20 protein-coding genes are annotated in these 24563 nt (G+C 64.5%); 11 read left to right on the forward strand and 9 right to left on the reverse strand.

The window, feature by feature from the left end; all coding sequences use genetic code 11:
* Positions 1 to 19: 19 nt before the first annotated feature.
* The 4 genes from yidD to DKB74_RS00395 form a co-directional block, all read right to left on the reverse strand.
* Entirely contained in the window at positions 20 to 232 is a 213-nt protein-coding gene (gene yidD, locus DKB74_RS00380; RefSeq protein WP_109806154.1) for a membrane protein insertion efficiency factor YidD, read from the reverse strand.
* Positions 229 to 561, reverse strand: coding sequence for a ribonuclease P protein component (gene rnpA / locus DKB74_RS00385; RefSeq protein WP_109806155.1), 333 nt, complete (start codon positions 559 to 561; stop codon positions 229 to 231). The genes yidD and rnpA overlap by 4 nt, the downstream gene beginning before the upstream one ends.
* A gap of 38 nt (positions 562 to 599) precedes the next feature.
* Positions 600 to 734: a 50S ribosomal protein L34 gene (rpmH, locus tag DKB74_RS00390; RefSeq protein ID WP_109806156.1), complete on the reverse strand. Its 135-nt coding sequence runs from the start codon at positions 732 to 734 to the stop codon at positions 600 to 602.
* 87 nt (positions 735 to 821) lie between these two features.
* On the reverse strand, positions 822 to 1223 hold the full coding sequence (locus tag DKB74_RS00395) for a hypothetical protein (RefSeq protein ID WP_193504330.1): 402 nt from the start codon (positions 1221 to 1223) through the stop codon (positions 822 to 824).
* A gap of 117 nt (positions 1224 to 1340) precedes the next feature.
* Here DKB74_RS00395 and DKB74_RS00400 point away from each other — a divergent pair, with 117 nt between their 5' ends.
* From DKB74_RS00400 to DKB74_RS00410, 3 genes are all read left to right on the forward strand, one after another.
* The gene (locus tag DKB74_RS00400; RefSeq protein WP_109806157.1) at positions 1341 to 2849 is read left to right on the forward strand and encodes a YifB family Mg chelatase-like AAA ATPase; all 1509 of its coding nucleotides are present in this window, start codon (positions 1341 to 1343) and stop codon (positions 2847 to 2849) included.
* Positions 2850 to 3147: 298 nt separating this feature from the next.
* A complete protein-coding gene (locus tag DKB74_RS00405) occupies positions 3148 to 4239 on the forward strand; it encodes an OmpA family protein (RefSeq protein ID WP_145960867.1) in 1092 nt (363 codons plus the stop codon).
* 81 nt (positions 4240 to 4320) lie between these two features.
* A complete protein-coding gene (locus DKB74_RS00410) occupies positions 4321 to 4872 on the forward strand; it encodes an ECF-type sigma factor (protein ID WP_161956745.1) in 552 nt (183 codons plus the stop codon).
* 24 nt (positions 4873 to 4896) lie between these two features.
* On the opposite strand, the gene DKB74_RS00415 is transcribed toward DKB74_RS00410, so the two are convergent.
* Complete coding sequence (locus tag DKB74_RS00415; protein ID WP_109806160.1) at positions 4897 to 5484, reverse strand: hypothetical protein; 588 nt, start codon at positions 5482 to 5484, stop codon at positions 4897 to 4899.
* 157 nt (positions 5485 to 5641) lie between these two features.
* On the opposite strand from DKB74_RS00415, the gene DKB74_RS00420 reads away from it, so the two are divergent.
* Complete coding sequence (locus DKB74_RS00420) at positions 5642 to 8137, forward strand: serine/threonine-protein kinase (RefSeq protein WP_161956746.1); 2496 nt, start codon at positions 5642 to 5644, stop codon at positions 8135 to 8137.
* A gap of 96 nt (positions 8138 to 8233) precedes the next feature.
* A complete protein-coding gene (locus DKB74_RS00425; protein ID WP_161956747.1) occupies positions 8234 to 10450 on the forward strand; it encodes a hypothetical protein in 2217 nt (738 codons plus the stop codon).
* A 438-nt stretch (positions 10451 to 10888) separates the two neighbouring features.
* Here DKB74_RS00425 and DKB74_RS00430 read toward each other — a convergent pair whose 3' ends face one another.
* Both DKB74_RS00430 and DKB74_RS00435 read right to left on the reverse strand, forming a co-directional pair.
* Positions 10889 to 11395 (reverse strand): hypothetical protein, encoded by a 507-nt coding sequence (locus tag DKB74_RS00430; protein WP_109806163.1) that lies wholly within the window; start codon positions 11393 to 11395, stop codon positions 10889 to 10891.
* On the reverse strand, positions 11392 to 11814 hold the full coding sequence (locus DKB74_RS00435; RefSeq protein ID WP_109806164.1) for a hypothetical protein: 423 nt from the start codon (positions 11812 to 11814) through the stop codon (positions 11392 to 11394). Before DKB74_RS00435 ends, DKB74_RS00430 begins: the two co-directional genes overlap by 4 nt.
* A gap of 642 nt (positions 11815 to 12456) precedes the next feature.
* Between DKB74_RS00435 and DKB74_RS00440 the strand changes: the two genes are divergently transcribed.
* Positions 12457 to 14778, forward strand: coding sequence for a TonB-dependent receptor (locus DKB74_RS00440; RefSeq protein ID WP_161956748.1), 2322 nt, complete (start codon positions 12457 to 12459; stop codon positions 14776 to 14778).
* 192 nt (positions 14779 to 14970) lie between these two features.
* Positions 14971 to 16452 (forward strand): FAD-dependent oxidoreductase, encoded by a 1482-nt coding sequence (locus DKB74_RS00445; RefSeq protein ID WP_109806166.1) that lies wholly within the window; start codon positions 14971 to 14973, stop codon positions 16450 to 16452.
* A 52-nt stretch (positions 16453 to 16504) separates the two neighbouring features.
* Here the strand turns inward: DKB74_RS00445 and DKB74_RS00450 are convergent, their stop codons facing one another.
* On the reverse strand, positions 16505 to 17776 hold the full coding sequence (locus DKB74_RS00450; RefSeq protein ID WP_109806167.1) for an MFS transporter: 1272 nt from the start codon (positions 17774 to 17776) through the stop codon (positions 16505 to 16507).
* A 154-nt stretch (positions 17777 to 17930) separates the two neighbouring features.
* Between DKB74_RS00450 and DKB74_RS00455 the strand changes: the two genes are divergently transcribed.
* From DKB74_RS00455 to DKB74_RS00470, 4 genes are all read left to right on the forward strand, one after another.
* Entirely contained in the window at positions 17931 to 18731 is an 801-nt protein-coding gene (locus DKB74_RS00455; RefSeq protein WP_109806168.1) for an SDR family NAD(P)-dependent oxidoreductase, read from the forward strand.
* A gap of 161 nt (positions 18732 to 18892) precedes the next feature.
* On the forward strand, positions 18893 to 20488 hold the full coding sequence (locus DKB74_RS00460; RefSeq protein WP_476715122.1) for a GMC family oxidoreductase: 1596 nt from the start codon (positions 18893 to 18895) through the stop codon (positions 20486 to 20488).
* Entirely contained in the window at positions 20485 to 21933 is a 1449-nt protein-coding gene (locus tag DKB74_RS00465; RefSeq protein ID WP_109806170.1) for an aldehyde dehydrogenase, read from the forward strand. The genes DKB74_RS00460 and DKB74_RS00465 overlap by 4 nt, the downstream gene beginning before the upstream one ends.
* A 104-nt stretch (positions 21934 to 22037) precedes the next feature.
* Positions 22038 to 23723 carry an N-acyl-D-amino-acid deacylase family protein gene (locus DKB74_RS00470; RefSeq protein WP_161956749.1) on the forward strand — a complete coding sequence of 562 codons (1686 nt, stop codon included), beginning with the start codon at positions 22038 to 22040 and terminating at the stop codon, positions 23721 to 23723.
* Between the two features lie 4 nt (positions 23724 to 23727).
* On the opposite strand, the gene DKB74_RS00475 is transcribed toward DKB74_RS00470, so the two are convergent.
* Entirely contained in the window at positions 23728 to 24498 is a 771-nt protein-coding gene (locus tag DKB74_RS00475; protein ID WP_109806172.1) for an enoyl-CoA hydratase/isomerase family protein, read from the reverse strand.
* Positions 24499 to 24563 lie beyond the last annotated feature (65 nt).

Below are 24563 nucleotides of genomic sequence, written 5' to 3' on the forward strand. Positions count from 1 at the left end.
TATCCCCGTATCGGGCGCGTCACGGTACCGGATCGTAACCGTGGCCGCCCCATGGATGGCAGCGCGCGATGCGCTTTGCCGCCAGCCAGCTTCCCTTCAGCGCGCCATAGCGGCGAAGCGCCTCGATTGCATAGGCCGAACAGCTGGGTTGATAGCGGCACGACGGCGGCAATATCGCCGAAGGACCGATTTGCCAGGCGCGCGCCAGCAATATGAGCAGCTTTGCGATCATGCGCGTTCCACCCTGGGCGCGGTTTTCGTCAGCGCCTTGCGCAATTCCTGATCGAGCTTGCCGAAATCGCGTTCGACGCCGCTATGGCGCCCGATCAGCACATGGTCGGCGCCCGGATGGCCCGCCTGCGGCAGAATCGCGCGCGCCAGTTCGCGCAGCCGCCGTTTCATGCGGTTGCGGGTGACGGCATTGCCGACCTTTTTGGAAACCGTGATGCCGATCCGCATCTGCGAATCACCGTCGCCGCGATCGCGCACCAAAAGAACGAAGCCGGGCATGGGGGCCCGGCGTCCGTTGTTGGCAGCAAGATATTCGCTACGGCGCGTCATGCGGGCAAGCGTCACACCTGCCCGCGCGCCCGGCGCGGTTACGCCGACAGCTTCTTGCGACCGCGCGCGCGGCGGGCGCGGATTACCTTGCGGCCGCCCGGTGTCGCCATGCGTGCGCGGAAGCCGTGCCGGCGCGCCCGCACCAGATTGCTCGGCTGAAAAGTCCGCTTCATCGCTCATCCTCAGGATTCTGGAACGTAAAATGGCCGCCACAGGGACGGCCTTGTGAGGCGCGCTCATAGGCAAAGCGCGCACCGCTGTCAACGCGTGTTGCTCTCGCGTCCGATTGCCGTGTCGGTCAGACCGGTAATGCCGCCGCGCGCAACCGGATCCAGTTCGATCACCGTCACGGTGACTTCGCCGCGTTCGGCTTCGGCCTTGCGATTGCGGCGGCGCTGCGCGCTCGGCCGGCGAAGCACGCGATCGGCGAAATTGCCGAATTTCGGCCAGCGCTGTTTGACTTTCACGAAGCGAAACCGCGCCCAGCGCGAATGCCGCAGCACCATCACCAGCCCCAGCGCAAAGACCGGAACGCCGCCCGGGCCGGGAATTACGCCGATGAAAGGCGATACGACGATCAGCGTCGTACCGGTCGCAAGCATCGACACGCGGACAACGGGATGGGCGGGGCGACGGCGTTTGCGGGGCGGGGGCGCGGACATTTCCGCCCTCATGTGGGCGTCCGCGCGATTCGCTGCAAGCCAAAGCGTGACGATTTGCGGCATTCCCGTATCCGACAAAGCCGTTATGGTTGCGCGCGGGGCATAGGGGGGATCATTTTGGTCGCGATCGTATCGACCGTTGCCTATCTGGGGCTCGAAGCGCGGTCGGTGGAAGTGCAGGTACAGGTGGCGCCGGGGGTGCCGGCCTTTGTCGTTGTCGGCCTGCCCGACAAGGCGGTGGCCGAAAGCCGCGAGCGCGTGCGCGCTGCGGTCGCGGCAATCGGGCTGGCCTTGCCGCCCAAGCGAATCACCGTGAATTTGTCGCCCGCCGACCTTCCCAAGGAAGGATCGCATTACGACCTGCCGATCGCGATGGGGTTGCTCGCCGCGATGGGCGTGGTCGATGCCGAAACGCTTGCCGGATATGTCGTCGTTGGCGAACTGGGGCTGGACGGGCGGATCGCGCCGTCGCCGGGCGTGCTGCTCGCCGCGCTCCATGCTTCGGAGCAAGGCAAGGGGCTGGTCTGTCCCGCCGCACAGGGCGCCGAAGCGGCATGGGCGGGATCAATCGAAGTCGTTGCGGCACCCGACCTGATCGCGCTGCTCAACCATTTCAAGGGCAACCAATTGCTTTCGGCGCCGATGCCGGGAGAGGCCGAACCGCCCGGAATCGGGCCGGACCTCAGGCAAGTGAAGGGGCAGGAAACCGCCAAACGCGCGCTGGAAATCGCGGCGGCGGGCGGACATAATCTGTTGATGTGCGGGCCGCCCGGGGCGGGCAAGTCGCTGCTCGCTTCGTGCCTTCCGGGAATATTGCCGCCGCTCGACGCGGCCGAGGCGCTGGAAGTTTCGATGGTGGCTTCGGTGGCGGGAAAGCTGGAGGAGGGGCGGCTGACGCGAACGCGGCCGTTCCGCAGCCCGCATCATTCGGCGTCGATGGCGGCACTGGTCGGCGGCGGGCTGAAGGTCAGGCCGGGCGAAGTCAGCCTGGCGCATCTGGGCGTGCTGTTCCTCGACGAACTGCCCGAATTTCAGCGCGCGGTGCTCGATTCGCTGCGCCAGCCGCTCGAAACCGGGACGGTCAGCGTCGCGCGCGCCAATGCGCATGTCAGCTTTCCGGCGCGGGTGCAGCTGGTGGCGGCGATGAACCCGTGTCGCTGCGGCCACCTCGGCGATCCGGCGCTGGCGTGCGCGCGGGCGCCGCGATGTGCCGCGGATTATCAGGCGAAGGTATCCGGGCCGCTGCTCGACCGGATCGACCTGCATGTCGATGTTCAGCCGGTGACGGCGGCCGATCTGGTGCTGCCGCCGCCCGCCGAAGGATCGGCGGAAGTCGCGGCGCGGGTCGCGGCGGCGCGAGCGGTGCAGGGCGAGCGGCTGACCGGGGGCAATGCGCGGACCAATGCCGAACTGGAAGGTGACGCACTCGAACGCTTCGCGACGCCCGATGAAGCCGGCAGCCAGTTGCTGGCACAGGCGGCCGAAGCGATGCGGATGTCGGCGCGCGGCTATACCCGCGTGCTGCGCGTCGCGCGGACGATCGCCGATCTGGGCGGCAGCGACGGGGTGGGGCGCATCCATATCGCCGAAGCGCTGAGCTATCGCCGCCAGCCGCCACGGGCTTGAGTGCGTTCCGACAAGGCGGCGTAGCCCCGGTACGACCTAGCCTGTCTCGGCGTCCACCAAACCGGCAGCAGGCCATCACCCTCGACACGAATGCTGTGGCGCATCCAGATCTGCCGGAGCTCGTGGATGCGCGGACCCTGGCATAGCGACAAGAAATTTCCCCTTCGGCCAGTGGCGGACTTCGCGCGAAAGCTGCGTTGATCTCAGCATGCGGACCTATGCCGCCGGTTAGAGCCGAAGGAGACCACGGTTGCTCATCCATTCATCCGCCCGCCGCCTGCCGCTGGTTGCGGCATTGATGCTTGCCATTGCGATCGGAGTCGCGCCGGACACAGCCTCGGCGCAGGGCCTGCTCGGCAGTATTACCAGGCGCGTACAGCAGACCGTCGAATCCGAAGTTGCCGACAAGGCGGAGGAGGAAGCACGCCATGTTACACGATGCGCGCTCGGAGCGAGTGATTGCAGAGCCCGGCAGGATCAGCGGGATACCGGCGATCCATCGAATGATGACAGGGCGGGAGCCGCGTCCGCAGATGATCTGACGAGCGGGCCCAGTGCGCTGATCTCGATCTACCCCGGTTCCGTCGAAAAGAGCCGCGACTATCAGGACTATACCGACTATTCGCGAGTCATCGGCATGGACCGCAGCCGCCATGCCGAAATCCAGGTGCTCGAGGGCGGGCTTACCCGACTGCTCTACGACAACCCCCGGGGGCGCTCGACGCTGGAGCTGATCCGCAATTATCGCAGCGCTCTCGATGCGCGCGGGTTTGAAGTTGACTACGAAGTATCGAATGCGAGAAGCTGGATCCTCAATATCCGCGAGGCGAACGGCATGGTCGCCTATGGCACGGACGTGCGTTATTTCACCGGCCGGCTGCGGTACGGGGATGGCACTGCCTATGTGTCGATCCTGGTCTATCGCGAGGCCAACGGATTCGGCCGGACCAATATCCATATCCTGCAGACCAACGAGATGGACGCCGACATGGTCAGCGTCGATCCCGCCGCTATGGCCGCAGAACTGGATCGCAGCGGGGCGATCAATCTCAAGGGCGTATTCTTCGATACGGGCCGCTATACGTTGCGCCCCAATTCCGACCCGCAACTCGATGCCGCGGCATCGTTGATGGCGTCGCAGCCGGAGCTCGTGATCGATGTCATCGGTCATACCGACAATGTGGGCAGCACGGCGAACAACCAGCGTCTTTCGCTCCAGCGGGCAGAGGCGGTGCGACAGGCCCTTATCGCGCGCGGTGTAAGCGCAGAGCGGCTGCGGGCGATCGGCATGGGCAGTGACGCGCCGATCGCAAGCAACGCGACGGAAGATGGCAGGGCGCAGAACCGCCGTGTAATGCTGGTGCGTCGGGCGGAGGGGACAGCCAGGTAAATTCCCCCTCTCGCGTCTCTTCTGCCAATGAAGAAGCTATTTCTTGATAGAGGAGCCCTGCGGGCCATAGACTGGCCGACGATGACCGGTGGCCCAACCTCTCTTCCTGAAGCGGACGGCCAGCTCGGTCTGTCCGAGGAGTTGCTGGCGGAAACCTATGACGCACTGCGTCGGATCGCCTCGCGTCAATTGTCGCGGCAATCCTCCACGCCTTCGCTCAACACGACATTGGTCGTGCACGAGGCGTGGCTGAAGCTGGCGGGCAGCGAGGATCGACGGTTCAACGATCGCAATCATTATCTCGCAACGGCGGCACGGGCGATGCGGCAGATCCTGGTCGATCACGCGCGGCGCAAGGCGACCGACAAGCGCGGCGCCGGCGCGATGCATCTCGATATCGACGCATGCGTGGTCGCCGATGCCGCGCCGATGGACGCAGTGCTGACCGTGGAAGAGGCGCTGGAAGCGCTCGCCGGTCACGCTCCGGATCTGGAGCCGGTTGTCGAGTGCCGCTTTTTCGGTGGGCTTACCACCCAGGAAACGGCCGATGCACTGGGACGGTCGGTGCGAACCGTCGAGCGACAATGGGCGCGGGCGCGCGCCTATCTGGTCGAACAGTTCCAGCCGGATTGAAAGCCGCGCGCCCGCGCCATGGGGTCAGAAGCGCAGCGCTTCTGCAGTGGCGGCCTCACCAACCGGCAGCACGACGATGAACGTCCCCGTTGCGACGCGTCTGTTGGCGAACATCCGCTGGGCCTGACGGCGAACGGCAGCAGGTTGATCCTGCGGCGGATATTGCCCCGTACCGAGAAAGGTATCGCCAGGCAGGAATGTGTCGCCGGGGAGAAATGTGTCGCCGGGGAGAAACGTGTCGCCCGGCAGGAAGGTGTCGCCGGGGAGTTCGACACTCCCGCTCCTGCCGTGAAAAGGGCGTGAGGCGAAACTGTTCACCACCCGGCCGTCTTCGATGCGCACGGCATACAGGACATAGGATGTCTCGTGCCTTCCGATCGGTGTCGCCGATTCCGCCGGAGCCTGTACGCGGACGCGCAAGCGGCGGGCAAGCGCTTCGCGAAAGCGTCCACCGCGCAGACCGGATAGCGACCGGGCATCATCGAGGCTTAGCGAAATGCGGCTCATCGCTGCGCCGCGCGTTTGTGCCTGCGCCGTTCCCGGCGCGGCGGCAAGCGGCAGCGCCAAAGCAACGACCGCAGCGAGCGCAAGGCTGTTCGTCGAGATAGTCATCTATTTCCTCCGCGACATTTCCCTGTCACCTTTCTTCAACGCGAATTGCCGCGCGGAGCCGCCAATGGCGGTGCAAGCCGGCATTTCGCGTTGATCAGACACAAAGGGAGCGGCGCGGGCAATTGGCCCATCGGGAATGAAAGGCAGGCGGGTACCAATGACGCGGGGCGCGCAATCGCAAGGAGCTAGGGAGGGATGGCAACGCGTTGACGGCGCGTTTGAGGCAGTGCTGGACTTGCCCGAGGAGGCCCGCGCCGACTGGATCGACCGGCATTTTGCCGACGCGCCCGAACTGGCGGAACGCACGCACCGTATGATGGCGGCCGAGCAACGCAGCCGCGAATTGTTCGAGAAGCTGCAGATCCAGCGCGATCGTGTGCTGGAGGACGCTGTTCCCCAAGTCGCTCGTACGCCCGGCGGCGACCCGCGGATCGGCCGACGCTATGGCCCGTGGCGTGTGACGCGACATCTGGGGTCGGGAGGCCTTTCCGAAGTCTATGCCGTCATCCGCGACGACGGGCGATACGAGCAGGATGCCGCGCTGAAGATCCTGCGCAGCGTCCATGTCGACGCCGGGGCAAAGGCGCTGTTCCTGCGCGAACGCCGCATGCTTGCGGGCCTCAACCATCCGGCGCTGGTGCGGATCATCGACGGCGGCGAAACCGCAACCGGATCGCCATGGCTGGTGATGGAACAGGTCGAGGGGCAACCCATAACCACCCATGTGTGCGCACGGGTACTGCCGCTTGGCGCGCGGCTTGCGCTCATCGCGCAATGCGCCGATGCATTGCAGACGGCTCATGAGCGCGGCGTGCTGCACGGCGATATCAAGCCGGACCATCTGATCGTTCAGGCGGACGGCATGATCCGCGTTCTCGACTTTGGCATCGCGCAGTTGCTGGGCGACGATGGTGCGACCGATACCTCGCCCGCTCTCACACCCGCCAGCGCCTCACCCGAGCAATTTGCAGGCCAGCGCCTGACCACCGCGAGCGACATATTTCAGCTCGGCAAGGTACTGGAAACGATCTGCGAAGGAGCGACGGTCGGGCCGGAGTTGGCTGCGATTATTGCGCGGGCAACTGCGCCCGATCCCGTTGCACGCTATCGCTCAGCTGCGGCACTTGCCGCCGATATCCGGCGATTGTTGCAGGGGCAGGCGACCGAGGCCTTGCCCGATACCGCGCGGCGCGCACTATGGCGGATCGTGCGGCAAAACCGCAGCGCCTCGATGCTGGCGGCCCTGGTGATTGTGGCGCTCGCCGGTTGGGGTGTCACGGCGACGGTCAGTGCCATGCAAATCGATCGCGCCCGGCAAGTCGCCGAACGGGCGGCCGACCGCGCCGAACGCGGACGGCAGGCGATGCTCGATCTGTTCCGCCGCGCCGATCCGCTGGAGCTTGATGCCACCGGCCCGGTCTCCTCGGCCAGCATTGCGATCGTCGATCAGGCGCTTGCCGACGCCCGCAAGCGTCTAGCCGACGATCCGGCCCTGCTGGCAAGGCTCAGCGGATGGGCGGCCCGATTGCACGAGCGCGCAGGGCAGGACGGGCGCGCCGTCGAACTGGCAGCGAAGGCAGAGGGGTTCGCGCGCCGGGCCTATGGAACGCAGGATAGCAACTATGCGGTTGCGCTGGCCTATCGCGCGCGGCTGGCAATTGATCGCGGTGCGGTTGCCGCTGGCAACGCGGACATGATGCGCGCGCTGGCGATTGTCGACCGCAGCGGCGTAAACGAGGCAGCGCTCGACACCTTGCTACTCGCAGCATGGTCGAAAGAGGGGGACTGGCACGCGCAATTGCCGCTGTTCCGCCGCGCCGCCGCGATGGCGGAGGCACTGGATATCGACAATGCGCGGATCGAAGCCGGATCGGGCATCGGTCGCGCGCTCGATGGGCTGGGCCAGTTCGACGAAGCGGAGCGACAGGTGCAGTTGGTGCTGGCCCTCGCAGAAAGACGATATGGCCCGGATCATCCGCGTCTCACGCTGCCGCTCTCCGACCTTGGGCGCATCGCCCAGCATCGGGGCCAGACGGAAGCGGCAGTCGGTTGGCATCGCCGCGCACGAGACATCGCCATTGCGGCTTTTGGTCCCAATGCAGCCTCCGTGCTTTCGCATCGCAACAATCTTGCCCTGGCCCTGCAAACTGCCGGCGACCTTGCGGGTGCGGTCCGAGAGCTGCGGGCAATTTATGCGTTGCGCCTCGATCGGGAAGGCGCGGGTGCGCTCTCCACCGGCGAAGTTGCGCAAAATTTGGGAACCTTATTGGTCAGATCGGGCGCCTATGGTGAGGCCGATCGCTATCTGGCGATCGCCGAAGGGGCCTTGGCCCGTAACCTGCCGGTCGGCCATCCGCACCGCATGTTCCCAGCGCTGACGCGGTCGGAAATGCGGCTCGCCCAGCATCGCTGGCGCGAAGCGGAGGCGGAGGCTGCACGAGCGCTTGGCGGATTGCAGGATGCGTTGCCCGCTGGTCATTATGCGATCGCCACCGCGCAATGTCGGCTTGCGACGGCGCGGCTGGAACAGGGAAAGCGCGCCGCGTTGCCGCTTTTGCGCGATGCAGTCGCTACAATGGAGGCCGATGGCGTGCCTGTGCCGGACATCTACCGCATGCCGTGCCGCGCCGCCCTTTCGCGCTTCCTGCGCTGAATTCGGCGCGCTCTGCATAGAGCGTGGCGGAATAGCGCTGCACTTCTCGTGTTCGGGATGTCGGATTCATCCGACGACCGGCATGAGGAGACTGTCTTGACCACTGACCGCGATTTCCGCTCGCGCCATTTCGGCACGCGTTGGGCTTTGGCAACGCGCTTGCGTCTCACGGCGATGGCAGGGGTTTGCGCAGCGCTCGCGCCCCTAACTGTTCATGCACAGGACGTTCCCGAGGATGCGCTATACGACCTCGGCACGCTGGGCGGCGACCGCTCGATCGCGACACAAGTCAACAGCGACGGCTCGATTGTCCTGGGGTATGCCGAGGATGAAAATGGCGGCGTGCGCATGGTGCTCTGGAAAAATGGCATAGTGAGCGACATCACGTTGCCCGGCATTGTCTACAGGGAGGCGCAGCTCACCACGTCCGCCAGCGCTCGCGCGCTGATGAGCCGCGACGGATCGACCGTCATGATCCGTGCCACGGTGGATCTGCCCGGTGGCGGCATCTACCGCTATCGCGACGGCACGGCCACGCGCATCGACGTGCCGGATGCGCCGGGCGGACTGTATATCGAGGGGGTGACCGCTCTTGATCGCGACGGGTCCACGCTCGTGGGCTTCTCCTTTGTCGACGGTGACCAGCATGCGGTGCGCTGGACCGAGGAAGGTGCGCAGGACCTCGGCACCTTGGGGGGCAGGGCATCCTCCGCTCTTGGCGTCAGTGGCGATGGCTCGGTCGTCGTGGGCATCTCCGACCTTGAAGACCTGACCAGCGAGGCCTTTCGCTGGTCGAATGGCACGATGGAGAGCCTGGGCTCGCTGCCCGGCCAGTCGCAAGGCAGCGCCAACCTCATCAGCGATGATGGCAGCGTCATAGCCGGCTACGCATATGTGTCCGGCGGGGCCAGACGCGTCTTCGTCTGGCAGGACGGCGTCATGTCGGACATTGGCGATCTGGGCGGCGGGCCTGTCTATGCCACGGCGATGAGCAGCGACGGGTCCACGATCATCGGGCAAACCAACCCCAATAATCCCGATGTCGCGGACACGAGCCAGGCCTATTACTGGCGTGACGGCGTCATGCGCGAAGTCGGCTATCTGCCGACAGACAATCCGCTGGGCGCCTTTACGCTGGCTGAGGCAGTCAGCGGCGATGGCGGCGTGATCGTGGGTTCCGCGCGTGGCGAGACGGGCAACAACTCCGTGGCTTTCCGCTGGACCGAAGAGACCGGGATCGTCTCGCTCGGCACGCTCGGCGGCGATAGCTCAAAAGCAACCGATGTCAGCGAAGATGGCACGACCGTCGTGGGTTTTTCCGACAATGCGCAGGGCCAGAGCCGCGCCTTCATCTGGCGCTCCGCCATGCAGGATTTCGCCAATCTGCTCGCCTCCTTTGGCGGTCTTGCAGAGGAAAGCGAACTGGCGATCGCGGAGCAACAGCATCTTGCCGAAGTCGCCTCCATGCCGGGCTGCGATCCTTCCGCGCGCCGCTTCTGCCTGGGGCTTGAGGGGTTTGGCTGGACGCGCGCGGGCACAGCATCGATCGGTCGTCGCCAGGCTGCCGGGATCCGGCTTTCCGCGCGCTTCACGGTCACCGAAATGTTGCGCATCGGCGGTAGCTTCGTCTGGGCCGATCCCTCGATCAATGGCGATCGGAGCGACGAGTCAGACGCTCGGGCATGGTCGGCGTCGCTCGATTACGGCGCCGCGGGTTCGGGACCGTTCGGGCGCATCTGGTATTCCCGCGCGCGCGAAGACCTCTCGCTCGTGCGTGGAGAGGGGTATGCGGACGTGCAGGCAATGCGTGGGAGGACCCGGCTCACCAGCGAAAGCTTTGGCTTGCGCGCCGGATATGGCTTCACGCTGCCGGGCAATATCGGTCTGCGGCCATGGGTGACCGTCGACCGCCGCAATAGCGATCGCGACGCCTTCACGGATACCGCGACCGCCAATACGACAGGCGACTTTCCGGCCCACTTCGCGGGGATCGAAGCGATCCGGACTATCGGACGCGGCGGAATCGACGTGGATGTGCCCGCCGGGGGTAATCGGTTGATTCTGGGCGTTTCGCTGGAGACTGACCTGAACAGTGATCCGGTCGCGATCGCCGGCACCTCCGATATTCCCGGCATGGAGACTTTCACCCTGACATCGAGCCTTGAGCGCAAGGATGTTCGCGCGGGATTCACCATGGGATATGATATGGGACTCGGACCGTTGCGGGTCGGGATCGGGGCAAGCGCGAAGAGCCCGGTCTATGGCGACGGCTGGCAATTGGGCGGGGGGCTTCGCCTGTCGGCGGATTTTTGACCCAGGCTTCCTCTCCTGCACCGCGCTGTTGATCGCTACTAGTTGCGCGACGACGGCGCCCGTGCCGTCGCCCGATCTATCGTCGGGCACGCTCTATTGCGCCGGCATCGCCCTGTGGGAATTGCCGGACTATCCGCTGCGTCTTGCCGTGCCCTCTGGGGCGATCGTGACCGCCGGAGGCGCGGACGCGTCCGGCGCGGTCGACGTGACTCTCAAGACGCTGGGCACGCCGGACGAGATCGTGGCCTTCTACAAATGCGCGTTGCCGTACATCGGTAACGGCATGTGGCCGCGCTCGCCGACGAAGAGCAAGGCCTCTCCTGTTCGGGAGCAGGCGGCGCACGGGGCAAAATACGCTTACGCGCTTATGAGGAGCCATTTCCCGACGATGGCCGGGATACGTATATCAGGATCGTTGAAGCACCCTGACCCTCCGCTTCACAGCGGTCCGGCGAATGCGATCATGATCCGGCTGACGCCACCCTCCTGCGGGGTGATCTGCAACGATGCAGGAGAACCATCGGCACCCTTGAAACCGACCACCGGCCGGTCGTCGCCATATCTTGCATCCCGTTCCGGATCGAGCCCCTTGCTCTCTGCCCATAGGAGGAAAGCCTGGGCATAGGGGGCTGGCTTCACGAACGAATTCGCCTGGATCATGAACAGGTCCGGTTGGGCATCGCGCTTTATATGCGTTACCAGAACGATGTGCGCGTCGGCCGGGAACGGCATCCCCGCGGGCAGCCAGTCCGGCCTGGGAAGATTGACACTGCCCAGCAGCCTCTTGTCGCCATCTTCGATCTCGAAGAAGTCGCCTGCCGCGCCCACCTTGGCATCATCGTCGGACCTGTCCGTTCGCTCGGCAGTCCCGCCTCCACATCCGGCAAGCGACAGCGAAAGGGCGAGCGCCAGCGCGGGCCCGGCCACGCGAAACGGCAGGGTCATCGTGCTGCTTCGGTATAGGTCAGCATGAAGTCGCGCTCCGTGCCGTCGTCCCGCACCCGGATATTTCCGCTTTCGACGCCCTTGCCCTCGAAATAGAGCTCCAGCGGATCCACGGTCTTGCTGCGGTCGGTCAGCACATAGCCGGCATCCGCCAGACGGGTGGCAAAGCCTTCGACGATGGCCTTTGCCTCCTGCCGGCTGCGTCCTTCAATGAATACGTCACCGGGCAATGGTCTGCTGACGAGCACCAGCCGCGTATCGTCCGGCAACGCGATGTCCGACGGGAAATCGGCGGGGAGTTCAACCGCCTTGGCCTCTGCCTGCGATTGCGATGTGCTGGCAGCATCTTCCGAAGGGGAACCGCAGCCCGGCAACAAGGATGCAGCTGCGAGTCCGAAAAATATCGCATATTTTGGCATTTGCGGTTCCCTGGGAAATGATCGATTCCCATAGGGAAACGCGGAACCCGATCGAATTCCGCCAATAAGGCTGCGGATTCGCAGTGCACCGTCGATTTCTGCAGGCTGTCGTTGCCTCTGAACCCTTTTCCCATTCGTATAGCGCTTCCTCGGACGCGCCGATCTGGCAGGCTGCGTCCTTGGCATAGAGGCCGAGCGCAAAGCAGGGGCGGCGGAGATGCGCGTCGAGGCTGGAGCCCAATATGCGCGTCAGATCGGGCCGCATTCCGGCAATTCGAGCTGGAATGCCAGGTAACGAAAAGGACAACACGCCGCTGCGGACATGCTCCAGCGCAATCCGTTTCCCGGGGAGGCGCAGGCTCGCGATAGTGTCGACACAAAATCGCATAAGCGAAAGAGGGGCTCGGGTTCGCGAAACCCGATTGTTCGCCCGAAAAAAGGCGAACATTCATATGGTGTACGCGGCATTCCGCTCGTCTGAAGCCGGTTGGGATGAGGGAGAATTTCTCGATCATGTCGACAGAATAGTCCGATCAGCACCTGGCCGCTCGAAGCCGGGATCGAACCCTAAGGACTATAGAGCGTGCGCGTGCGCCGGAAACTTCGGCCCGACAACTATAAAATATGTGGGGAGAGACAGCTATGAAATCACGTCATATTTGCAGCGCTTTGATGGTCACTACCGGATTGGTGGCGTGGTGTGCTCCTGCCTATGCGCAGGATCGGCCCGCCGATGATACGAGTGCGGTCCAGAGCAATGAGATCATCGTCGTCGCGACGCGCCGCGAAGAAGCGCTGCAGGACGTGCCGCTCGCGGTAACTGCGGTCGATCAGGACGCCCTGCGCCTCAATCAGGTCAATTCGGTCGCCGATGTCGGCTCCATGACGCCGAATATGATTTCCGTGGCGGGCACCGCCGGCGGCGCCAAGTCCGCGCCGCAGTTTTCGATTCGTGGCCAGTCGCAATCGGAACGCGGCGGTCTGTCCGACCCTTCGGTAAGCGTCTATTTCGGCGATGTCGTGATGGCGCGAACCCAGGGGCTCAACCAGACGCTGTTCGACGTCAACAGCGTTCAGGTCATACGCGGACCGGTAGGTACGCTGTTCGGCAAGAACGCGACGGGCGGTGCGATCATCATCCGGCCCAATCTGCCCAACACCGATCGAGTCGAGGGAAGTGCCGGTGCGACCGTTGCCGAGTTCGGTACCTTCAACGCGGACGCGTATATCAATCTGCCGCTGTCCGACTTCGCGGCGGTTCGCCTCGGTGGTTCGACATCGAATGATGACGGCTACATCTATGACGAAACGCTCAAGCGTAACGTCAACAACACACAGAATTATTCGCTGCGCGGCTCTTTGCTGCTGCGGCACGGTTCGGTCGAGAACGTCACGATGCTCAACTATTTCAACGAGGATGACGGCGGGACCGGCGGCTTTGCGAACTACCTCAATCCCACGGGCTATATTGCGCTGCTCGGCGCTGCCAAGAACTATCGGCCGGTCGCCGAGCTCTCGGCAGAGCAGAAGGCGCGCGGCGACTTGCGCATCAACAACGGCACGCCGGAATTCAACCGGGTCGAGACGTTTGACGTCCAGAACACGACGACGTTCGATCTCACCAGCGATATCACGCTCAAGAACATCTTCGGCTATCGCAATGTCGACAGCCACATTCTCGTCGACCTGGACGGGACCGAACACCCGGTTCTCCAGACGGAGATTTATGACTCGTCGAAGCAGGTTAGCGACGAGCTGCAGCTGGCCGGAACCTCGGGTGCGCTGGATTGGATCGTCGGGGCCTATTATTTCCACGAAACCGGCGAAAACAATGCGTCGAGCGTGATCCTGGGAACCGAGACGGGCGGAGCGGAATCTTCGACCACCTTTGTTCCCGGCGCGACCGACAACCGGCAGAAGTTCGATAATAGCAGCTACGCGCTTTATGCCGAAGGCACGTACGAGCTGGTTGACGGGCTCTCGCTGACGCTCGGTGGTCGCTACACCTGGGATGAACGTGGTGCCACGATCCTGAATCACGTCATTGACACCCGATGCGCTTTCACGATCGACGACGACAATAATCCCGCAACGCCGGAAGTGAATCCGGGGGACACTCCGGCCTGTCGCGTCGACGCGTCGGCCAATTTCGATGCATTCACCTATAATATCGCGGTCAATTACAAGCCCGATGGCGATACGTTGCTCTATGCCAGCTATCGTCGTGGCTATCGCGCCGGCGGTTTCTCGGCCCGCGCCACTTCCGAGGCAGGGCTGCGCCGCGCGTTCGAGCCGGAATATGTCCGCAGCCTGGAACTGGGTCTGAAACGCGACTGGCATCTGGGCGGCGCGTTCCTTCAGACCAACATCGCGCTGTTCCATTCGAAATACACCAACGTGCAGCGCCAGGCAGTCGACACGACTTCCGGCAGCCCCTTCACCGTCGTGGTCAACGCGGCCGAAGCGACCATTCAGGGTGTCGAGCTGGAAGCCACCTTCGTCCCGACCGACCGGGTGCGGATCAGCGGCTTCTGGGGCTATACCGATGCCAGCTTCGACAAGTTCATCGACCCGTTCTCGGGTGCTGATCTTTCGTCGCAGCCCTTCGCACGCGTTCCCAAGAACAACTGGCGGATTTCGGGGACGGTCGATCTGATCAGGAGCGACAACATCGGAACGGTCAGCTTCACCGCAGCCTATTCGGGCAGGGACAGCTATCTGGGTATCGACAATGCGACGATCCCCTATGACCTGATCCCGGCGCACGACCAGCTCGATCTATATCTGAAGGCGGCGAGCATCGGCGGTACCGGAGTCGACGCCACATTGTTCGTGCGCAACGTCACCAACAACATCGAGTTTCAGCCGCTTGCTTCGGTATATTCCTCGCTGGGATTTGCCGCAGTGGTGCCGGGCGCCCCGCGCCAGTTTGGCCTTCAGTTGCGCTACGATTTCGGCAACTGACCCTCGGGACCAGGTCACGACCGAATATCCGGCTAATTGCCGCCCCCGTCACCTTGCGTGGCGGGGGCGCTTTGCCTTTTGCGTGCCCCAGAATCGGCCGTAAAATCCTGCGCACGAGCCGAGAATTTCGCTCATCCGAATAAGCGTGAGGCGCCGTTTACAGGCCGCTCCGGAGCACATAGCCACGGAAGCATGACCCATGAATATGATCTTGCCATTGTCGGTTTCGGCGCAGCGGGCGCGGCGGCGGCACTCACTGCCGCACGTCGGGGAGCCAAAGTCCTCCTGATCGAGAAACAGCCGGCCGACGCGCATTATTCCAGCACGCGAATGTCCGGCGGGCTGTTCATGGGCGCCGACGATGTCGAGGAAGCGACACGCTATCTCGACGCCTGCTCCGGGGGCATGATCCCCATCGATGTGAGCAGGGCCTGGGCCGAGCGCGCAGTAAGCGTCGAGCGATGGGCGCAGGAGATGGGCATATCCTCGATGCACGCCGCGGGCGGCTGGTATCCCAAATTACCCGGTTTTGAATCGATCAAGGTCTATGCGCCGCTGCCCAAGGGCGCGGATCCGTCGGCTATCGAATATGAGCTGCCTGCCCCCGGCGAGCTGGCTTTCAAATGGCCGGTGCCGTTCGGCAACGGTCAGACGCTCCACGATCTTCTCGTCGAAGCAGTCGAGGCCGAGGCCGATATCACCTGCATCTTCGAATGCGAGGCGCAGCGCCTGATCCAGGATGGCGGGCGCGTCTCAGGCGTGCTTTGCAAGCGCAACGGCGATGAGTTCGAAGTGCGCGCCAGCCGTGGCGTGGTGCTGGCGAGCGGCGGATTCGAGCAGAATCAGGAGATGATCCTGAACTATCTCAAGGCCTATCCGATCTATTTCTACGGGGCGACGTCCAACACCGGCGACGGCATCAAGATGGCGCAGGCGGTCGGGGCGGACCTGTGGCACATGAACCAGATGATCGGTCGCGCGGTCGGGCATTTCAAACATCCCGACGGGCGCGAGATGACCTTCAATGTCTCGCTCAACCCGCCCGGCTATGTGATCGTCGACAAATATGGCCGTCGCTTCGCGAACGAATATCTGCAGGCGGTTTCCAAGCCGAATTTCTATTATGAGATGCTGCACTATGATGCCGACCTGCTCGAGCATCCGCGCATCCCGTCCTACTGGATATTCGACAAGCGCCGGATCGAAGCGCGCCCTGTGTCCGGCGGGTCATACGGCCATTATGCGTGGAGCCCCGACAATCGCGCGGAGATCGACCTGGGCTGGATCGCGGAAGCCGACACGGTCGAAGAGGCGGCCCGGCTCGCCGGATGCCCCGACCCCGAAGCGGCAGCGCGGACGGTCGCCCAATATAATCAGGGCTGCGCCGAAGGCGTCGACGCGCATGGCCGGCCGGAATCGTCGCTGGTTCCGCTCGAAGAGGGGCCCTTTTATTGCGTCCCTGTCTATCCGGGCGGCGCCACGACCAATGGCGGACCGCGTCGCGACGCGAAGGCGCGGATACTGACGCCCCATGGCGAGCCCATCCCCGGCCTGTTCGGGGCCGGGGAACTCGGCGGCGCGATCGGGATCCTCTATCCTTCGCCGGGTGCCAATCTGGGCGAAGCATTCGCATTCGGCGCCATCGCCGCCGAGACCGCTCTCTCCCAAAACTGAAATCGGCGCGGGCCCGACGGGCAGGCGCGTGGCCTGCCCGATCGACCTGCGTTCAGTCAGTCCCCCGTCGCATCGCCGCGCGCCCCGCAAACAGCAGGAAGATACCGCCGATCGCGAACAGGGTGCTCGATCCGACCATCGCGATCCGCAGCGGCTGGGCCACGCCCATCGCTCCGGCGACGTCGCTCATGACACCGGCGAACTGCGGCGCGACGCCATAGCCGAACAGGTTCATCGCGAGCAGCAGCACCGCGCTGGCCCCGGCGCGCAGATGCGGTGGCGACCATTGCGCGAAACTGGCGAAGGTCACGCCGTAATAGAGGACGCAGCCCGCAGAGTAGATTGCGAGCAAAGCGATCGCCACTGGCCAGCTGGGTACCAGAAACGCCGCCGCGGCGATCACGAACACGACAATATTGACGAAGCCGAAAAAGGTCAGCTCACGCCCCGGAAAGCGCGAGGTGATATAGTCGGTGATATATCCGCCCAGCGGCATCCCGATCATCCCGCCGATCCCATAGGTAAGCGCGAGCAGCGTGCCCGCCTGGCCCACATCCATATTGTGCAGGCGGATGAGGAAGGGCCCCATGAAGATGCTGGTGGCCGCCTGGCCACCGATGCAGAACGCACCTCCGAGCATCAGGAACAGCAGACGGCGGTCGCGCATGACGACCCCGAGCGCCTTCGCGATGGAAGACGGTTCCTTCGTCCCCTCGTTCGGCCCGTCGGTGGTTTCGCGAACCGGCTCGCGCAGCGTGAATGCGGCCAGTAGGGCAAGCGCCAGCCCGGGTAGTCCCACGACGAAGAACGCCGTTCGCCAGCTGAAATGCGCGGCGACCAGCCCGCCGATGGCAAGGCCCAGCGTCACGCCGAGCGGCGATGAGAAATAGAGCCACGACATCGCCGATCCCCGGCGCTTCGCGGGGAAGATATCGCTGGTCAGCGAGGTGAGCGTCGGCGCGCATCCGGATTCCGCCGCGCCCAGCGCCATCCGCGCCAGCACCAGAATAAGGAATGACTGGGCGAGGCCGGTCGCTGCGGTCAGCGTACTCCAACCGAGCATGAGCAGGACGATCAGACGCACCCGATTGGCGCGATCGGCCATCGCGCCGAGCGGAATGACGAAGATCGCATAGGGTACGGCAAAGGCCAGCCCGGTGAGCATCCCGACCTGGGTGTCGGAAAGGCCATATTCGATCCGGATAGGCTCGATCAGGATCGACAGAATCGAGCGGTCGATGTTCGCCAGTGTGAACATGACCGTCATCAGGCCGAGCGCATATCCGCGATAGGCGGGGCTCAGTTTGCTGTAATCGGTTGCCAATTTCCTGACTCCTCTCAATCCGGGAGACGGGTTTGCGGATGTGACAGCGCCAAGTCGATATGACCCGCTTCGCTTTCGCCTATCCGATTTCTCGCGCGCGGCTTTCTCGTCCGTGCCCGGCGGCCTAACACGGGCGACACAAAAGAAGCGGGAGATGGCTATGCTGATGAAGGACAAAACCGTCCTCGTTACCGGAACGGCGAGCGGGATCGGTCGCGAAACGGCGCTTGTCTGCGCGCGCGAGGGCGCGGTCAGAATCGCGTGTCTGGACGTGTCCCGCGACGCGAACGAGGCCACTTCGGAAGAGCTGCGCGGCATGGGCGTGGAGGTGCTGGCGCTCGAAGTCGATGTCGGTGACGTCGATCAGATCCGGAGTGCGTTCGGGAGGGTCGCAGAAAGCTGGGGGCGGCTCGATGCGTCCTGCCATATCGGCGGCTATTCGTGGCGCGGCGAAACGCTCGACGTCACGGTCGAGCAATGGGATCAGGTGCTCAACGTCAATCTGCGCGGCACTTTCTTCTGCTGTCAGGAAGCGCTGCGGATCATGTATCCGCAAGGCAGCGGGTCGATCGTCAACACCTCGGCCGACGCCGCGCATTTTCCCATTTACGGTTTCGCGCTGCAGGCGGCGGGCAAGGGCGGTCTGGTCAATATGACTCGCACGCTGGCGCTGGAAGCGGCGCCGCGCGGCGTGCGCGTCAACGCGGTCTCCCCGGGCATCGTCCGCACGCAGAAAGCCGGTGCCGTCCGGCCGGCGGAGCCGATGCCGCGGCGCGAGAACGCGCCCCCGGCGGATGCCGTCACGCGACTTGCGGAGATGACTGCGATCGGCCGCTATATGACGATGAGCGAAGTCGCCGACACCTATGTCTTCCTGTGCTCCGACCGGTCGAAGGGGATTAATGGCGATCTGCTTTTCGTAAACGGCGGCGGCTATCCCGGACTGGACTACTGACGATCCGGGTTTCCCGGGCATAGCGACGCTATGGCGAACCGCGCAGCGCGATCCGCCCCATCACATCTGCGATAAACGACAGGCCAGGCGCGCGGCGCCATCGTCGCATAGCCGGTCTGTCGTTAGCCAAGCCTCATATGGACCAGAAGACCGCACCGGCGATGCGCGCCGACTTTGTCATTGTCGGTGGCGGGACGGCCGGGTGCGTCCTTGCCAACCGATTGAGCGCCTGCGGTCGATATTCGGTTATCCTGATCGAAGCCGGAGGTGCGGACCATCATCCCTGGCTTCATATCCCCATCGGTTATGGCAAGGTGACGGGCGATCCGCGGTTCGACTGGCGTTTCAGCACCGTTCCCCAGCCGCAGCTCGATGGCCGCAGGATCGGCGTGCCGCGCGGCAAGGTGCTGGGTGGCAGCAGTGCCACCAACGGCCTGCTCTATGTGCGCGGGCAGCGCGAGGATTTCGACGGCTGGGCGGCGCAGGGTTGCACCGGCTGGGGGTATGACGATGTCCTGCCCTATTTCCGGCGCTCGGAGGATCAGCGGAACGGAGCCGATGCGTGGCATGGCGTCGGCGGACCGCTCGCGGTTCGCGACCCGGTCTCGAGTCATCCGTTGTGCGAAGCCTTTATCCGTGGTTGGGAAGCCGATGGCCTGCCGCATAGCCGCGATTTCAACGGCGCCGAACAGGAAGGCGTCGGCTATTATCAGATGACCGTTCGCGGCACGCGGCGTTGCTCCACGGCGCAGGGTTTCCTTCGCGAGGCACGCAAGCGGCCCAATCTGCAGGTGCTGACGCGGATGCGCGTCAAGCGGATCGGCTTCGACGGGCGTCGCGCCGACAGTGTCGCGGTAGAGCGCGACAGCGGGCAGGCGATGCGTATCGCCGCGGAACGCGAAGTGATCCTGACCGCCGGCGCGCTTGCTTCCCCGCAATTGCTCATGCTTTCGGGTGTGGGTCCGGCGGCGCATCTGCGCGAGCATGGTATCGACCTCCTGCGCGACGCTCCGGTCGGAGAAGGGCTGCAGGATCATCTCAACGTTCGCTGTACCTTCGAAGCGACGCGGCCGGTGACAATCAACGATCGGCTGCGCGGGCCGGTCGGGCAAGCGATGTCGGGGCTGGAATATCTGCTGCTCGGGCGCGGGCCGTTGACGGTGGCGGCGGGCTATGCCGGGTCCTTCTATCGTGCTGACGGCTCGCGCGGCAGGCCGGACAGCCAGGCCTATCTGCTTGCCTTCAGCACGACGCCCGACGGCAGGAAACTGCGCGCGCAATCCGGGTTCATGGCATCGGCCTATCAGTTGCGGCCCGAAAGCCGTGGATCGCTGCGGCTTGCCACTGCCGATCCTGGCGAGATGCCGCTAATCGACCCCCGCTATCTCGACAGCATCGTCGACCAGCGCGCGACCGTCGCGGCGTTGCGTCGGCTGCTTCGTGCGATGGCGCACCAGCCGATGAGCGATTTCATCAAATCATCGGACCCGCCGCTCGACAGTTCGGATGCGGAACTGCTCGCGCATGTCCGCGCGATCGCGTCGCCCGGACATCACTTCACCAGCACGTGCCGGATGGGCGTCGGGCGCGATGCCGTCGTCGATCCGCGACTGCGGGTGAACGGGCTCGCCAATCTGCGCGTGGCGGACGCGGCAATCATGCCGTCGGTGCCATCGGGCAATACCGCCGCGCCGGTGGTGATGATCGCCGAGAAGGCGTCCGACATGATCCTCGAAGATGCAAGGAATGCGATGTGAAGCGGACATTGGAGCTCGCCAACCCCGACGCGATCTATCTGGCCGGGCGCTGGACCAGCCCGACCGGTTCCGGCCGTTTGTCGGTGATCGACCCGGCCACAGAACAGGAAGTTGCCAGCGTCGGATCGGCATCGGCGCAGGATGTTGCGCAGGCCGTGGCGAGCGCGAAGGACAGTTTCGACAGCCGGATATGGCAGGACACGCCGGTCCCCGAACGTGCACGGAAACTGCGCGTGATCGCAAACGAACTCCGCGCCCGTCACGAACAGCTTGCAGCCGCGCTGACGCTCGAAATGGGCTCGCCCTGGTCGGTCTCGTTCAACAGCACCGCCGGGCCGCCGCGCGTGTTCGACTGGTACGCCGATCTGCTCGAAGCCGATGTGACGGTCGAAAAGCGCGAACGCGCCAATGGCGAGGCCTGGACCACGCTCGATCCGGTCGGCGTGGTGGCGGCGATCGTGCCGTGGAATGCGCCGCTCAACCTGAGTGTGCTCAAACTGGCGCCCGCGCTCGCGGCGGGATGCAGCGTCGTGCTCAAGCCTGCGCCTTCGACGCCGCTCGACGCGCATCTGCTTGCCGAATGCGTCGACGCGGCGGGATTGCCGGAAGGAGTCGTCAGCATCCTGCCGGGCGGGAACGAGGCCGGCGAAGCGCTGATCACCGATCCGCGCGTCGACAAGGTGACGTTCACCGGCAGCACCGCGACGGGATGCAGGATCGCCCATGCCTGCGCCGACCGGATCGCGCGCGTCGCGCTGGAGCTGGGCGGAAAGTCCGCCGCGATCCTGCTCGACGATATGTCGATTGAAGAAACCGTCGAACGGCTGGTCCCCAGCGCGACGATGCAGGCGGGGCAGGCCTGTTCGGCACTGACGCGCGTGCTGGTCCACAGGTCGCGCCACGATGCACTGGTCGAGGCACTCGCCGCGCGGATGCGGGCAATCCGTCTGGGCGATCCGTTTGACCCGGAAACGCAGATGGGGCCGCTCGCAATCGAGCGACAGCGCGACCGTGTCGAGGAATATATCGCGATCGGTCGTCGGGAAGGGGCGCGTGTCGTCACCGGCGGCGGTCGTCCGGCGCATCTCGATCGCGGCTTCTATGTCGAACCGACGCTGTTCGATCATGTCGACAACAGTATGCGGATCGCGCGCGAAGAGATTTTCGGCCCGGTCGTCTGCGTCATTCCCTATGACAATGAGGAACAGGCCGTGGCGATCGCCAACGACAGCGAATATGGCCTGTATGCGAGCGTGTTCACGCATGACGACGACGCGGTCTGGCGGCTTGCCCGCAAGCTGCGGAGCGGAAACGTGGCGCGCAACGCCGTGCTCGTCGATCGCACGCTTCCTTATGGCGGCTACAAGCAATCGGGACTTGGTCGCGAAGGCGGGCTTGAGGGTCTGCGCTCGTTCCAGGAGCAGAAGGTCGTCTATCTGTCCTGACCGGCTTCGCTCATTCGATAAGTTGGCGGGATGTGCCGCCGGGTCACGCGCAGGCGGGCCGAGTAGGATAGTGCGGACCGCGACCCAGCAAGGACCGGATGACCATGCACGACCTCGTGATACGCAATGCCCTTCTCCTCGACGGCCTCGGATCGGTGCCCGAACGGCAGGATCTGGCGGTTGCCAACGGCAAGATCGTCGCGATCGGAAGCGATCTCGGCGACGCGGCCGAGACGATCGATGCCGACGGTCTGGCGCTGATGCCGGGCATCATCGATTCGCACACCCATTATGATGCGCAGGTCACCTGGGACGCGCTATGCGATCCGTCTCCGGCGCTCGGCGTGACGACGGTGATCATGGGCAATTGCGGCTTCACGATCGCGCCCTGCCGTCCCGACGACCGGCAACTGATGATGGGCCATCTCACCCGAGTCGAAGGCATGGCGCTGGAGGCGCTGGAGGAAGGTATCCGCTGGAATTTCGAGAGCTTTCCCGAATATCTCGAAATGATCGAGCGGCAGGGCGTGGGCCCCAATATCGGCGTCTATATCGGCCATTCGGCGCTGCGCACCTTCGTCATGGGCAAGGACGCGACCGAACGCGCGGCCAATGACGACGAGATTCAGGCGATGTGCGCGATCGTGGCGGACGCGATGGATGCCGGCGCGATCGGCTTTTCCAGCTCGGTCCATGAACAGCATGTCGGCTGGGGCGGGGTGCCGATGCCGTCGCGCCTTGCCCAGGACAAAGAGTTTCAGGCGATCGCGGCGACTGTCGGCAGCAAGCGCAAGGGCACGCTGATGGTGGTCAAGGGTTCCAAGACCGACATCGACTGGGTCGAGCGGCTTGCCGAATGCTCGGGTCGTCCGGTGCTGGTGTCGGCGATGCGCCACCATCCGGCGGCACCGAACAAGGTGTTCGAGGATCTGGCGGCGCTGCGTAACGCGCGCGAGCGTGGCCGTCGCCTCTACGGCCAGTGCTCCTGCATGCCGATGGCGATGGATTTCACGCTCGAAAATCCATACCCGTTCGAAGCCTATGACGCCTGGAAGCCGGCGATCGAGGCGGGCAGCGGCGAAGCCTATAAGGCAGTGCTCCGCGATCCGGCGTGGCGCGCGGCGATGAAGGAAGAAATCGCCACCAATCCGGGCATGCGCATCTTCCGCGGAAACTGGGACACGCTGACCGTCGCCGAAGCGGCGCTGGAAAAGAATCGTGCCGCCGAGGAACGGTCGGTCGCCGAGCTCGCCGCCGAAAACGGGAAGCATCCGTTCGACCAGTTCCTCGATCTGGCGCTCGAAGAGGATCTGAAGACGCTTTACGCGACCGAATTCTCCAATTTCGACGTGCCGGCGGTGAGCCGCATCCTCCAGGACCCCGACAATCAGATTTCCCTGGGCGACGCGGGCGCGCATCTCAGCTTCCTGTGCGAGGCGGGCTATGGCCTGCATCTGCTCGGCCGCTGGGTGCGCGAGCTTGGCGTATTGTCGCTGGAAGAAGCCGCACGGCGCCTCGCCGGGCAGCAGGCAAATCTGTTCGGCATCCGCGACCGCGGCACGCTGACCGTCGGCAAGGCGGCGGATTTGCTGCTGTTCGATCCTGAAACGGTCGGCATCGGGCCCAAACAGCGGCTGCACGACCTGCCCGGTGGCGCCAACCGCCTGCGCACCGACGCGCTCGGCGTCCATGGCGTCTGGGTCAATGGCCAACAGCTGGCGGACAGTAACGGCCCGATTTCTGCGCAGCAGCGCCTGCCGGGCAAGGTGATGCGCGACTACGCCGCCTGAGGCATCAGGCGCCCGAAAATTTGGGCGCCCGCTTTTCGCGGAAGGCCTGAATGCCTTCGTGATGATCGTCGGTGCGGCTCATCAGCGGCTGCATCGCGGTCTCCGCTTCGAGGAATTCGTCGAAACTCAGGGTTTCCGCCAGCGCGAATTGTCGCTTGGCCATGCCGATCGCGAGCGATGGTGCGTCGGCGAGTTGCCGGGCAAAGGCTTGCGCGCGCGCCATCAGCGCGTCTGCCGACGTGGTTTCCAGCACCAGCCCCAGCTGCAATGCCTCTTCGGCGGGAACCATCCGCGCCGAATAGACGATCTGCCGGGCGCGCATCGCGCCGACATATCGCCGCAGCAACCAGACCGCGCCCCCATCCGGCGCAAGCCCGATCTTGTTGAAGATCTGGGCAAATCGGGCGCGATCCGAAGCGATCACGAAGTCGCACGACAGCGCGTAGCTCCAGCCGACGCCGACGCACGAACCGTCGACTGCGGCGATCACCGGCTTGCGCAATCCCATGATCGCTCGGGATATGCGGTGAAGGCGCCGGATCTTGGTCAGCGACCAGTCGATGCCGCCGCCGCCCATTTCCTTGACGTCCATCCCCGCGCAGAAATGATCTCCGGCGCCGGTCAGGATGACGACTTTGACCGCATCGTCCTCGGACAAGGCTTCGAACGCGACCCATAGCTGCTCGCGCATCGCGATATTGATGGCATTTCGCGCCTCGGGCCGGTCGAGCGTAACGGTGGCAATACCGTCCGCGATGTCGACTTTCACACTCATTCGGGTTTCCTCACTGACTCGCCGGCATTGAGCAATTGTGCAGCAGGACCGTCCAATCGCGAAGC

Source organism: Stakelama portus (genome assembly GCF_003171655.1).
GTDB classification, from domain to species: Bacteria; Pseudomonadota; Alphaproteobacteria; order Sphingomonadales; family Sphingomonadaceae; genus Sphingomonas; species Sphingomonas portus.

Excerpts from the sequence above, each read along its gene's own strand:
- yidD (WP_109806154.1), bottom strand. The coding sequence starts at position 232 with ATGATCGCAAAGCTGCTCATATTGCTGGCGCGCGCCTGGCAAATCGGT.
- rnpA (WP_109806155.1), bottom strand. The coding sequence starts at position 561 with ATGACGCGCCGTAGCGAATATCTTGCTGCCAACAACGGACGCCGGGCC.
- rpmH (WP_109806156.1), bottom strand. The coding sequence starts at position 734 with ATGAAGCGGACTTTTCAGCCGAGCAATCTGGTGCGGGCGCGCCGGCAC.
- DKB74_RS00395 (WP_193504330.1), bottom strand. The coding sequence starts at position 1,223 with ATGTCCGCGCCCCCGCCCCGCAAACGCCGTCGCCCCGCCCATCCCGTT.
- DKB74_RS00405 (WP_145960867.1), top strand. The coding sequence starts at position 3,148 with ATGCTTGCCATTGCGATCGGAGTCGCGCCGGACACAGCCTCGGCGCAG.
- DKB74_RS00410 (WP_161956745.1), top strand. The coding sequence starts at position 4,321 with ATGACCGGTGGCCCAACCTCTCTTCCTGAAGCGGACGGCCAGCTCGGT.
- DKB74_RS00415 (WP_109806160.1), bottom strand. The coding sequence starts at position 5,484 with ATGACTATCTCGACGAACAGCCTTGCGCTCGCTGCGGTCGTTGCTTTG.
- DKB74_RS00420 (WP_161956746.1), top strand. The coding sequence starts at position 5,642 with ATGACGCGGGGCGCGCAATCGCAAGGAGCTAGGGAGGGATGGCAACGC.
- DKB74_RS00430 (WP_109806163.1), bottom strand. The coding sequence starts at position 11,395 with ATGACCCTGCCGTTTCGCGTGGCCGGGCCCGCGCTGGCGCTCGCCCTT.
- DKB74_RS00435 (WP_109806164.1), bottom strand. The coding sequence starts at position 11,814 with ATGCCAAAATATGCGATATTTTTCGGACTCGCAGCTGCATCCTTGTTG.
- DKB74_RS00440 (WP_161956748.1), top strand. The coding sequence starts at position 12,457 with ATGAAATCACGTCATATTTGCAGCGCTTTGATGGTCACTACCGGATTG.
- DKB74_RS00445 (WP_109806166.1), top strand. The coding sequence starts at position 14,971 with ATGACCCATGAATATGATCTTGCCATTGTCGGTTTCGGCGCAGCGGGC.
- DKB74_RS00455 (WP_109806168.1), top strand. The coding sequence starts at position 17,931 with ATGGCTATGCTGATGAAGGACAAAACCGTCCTCGTTACCGGAACGGCG.
- DKB74_RS00460 (WP_476715122.1), top strand. The coding sequence starts at position 18,893 with ATGCGCGCCGACTTTGTCATTGTCGGTGGCGGGACGGCCGGGTGCGTC.
- DKB74_RS00470 (WP_161956749.1), top strand. The coding sequence starts at position 22,038 with ATGCACGACCTCGTGATACGCAATGCCCTTCTCCTCGACGGCCTCGGA.
- DKB74_RS00475 (WP_109806172.1), bottom strand. The coding sequence starts at position 24,498 with ATGAGTGTGAAAGTCGACATCGCGGACGGTATTGCCACCGTTACGCTC.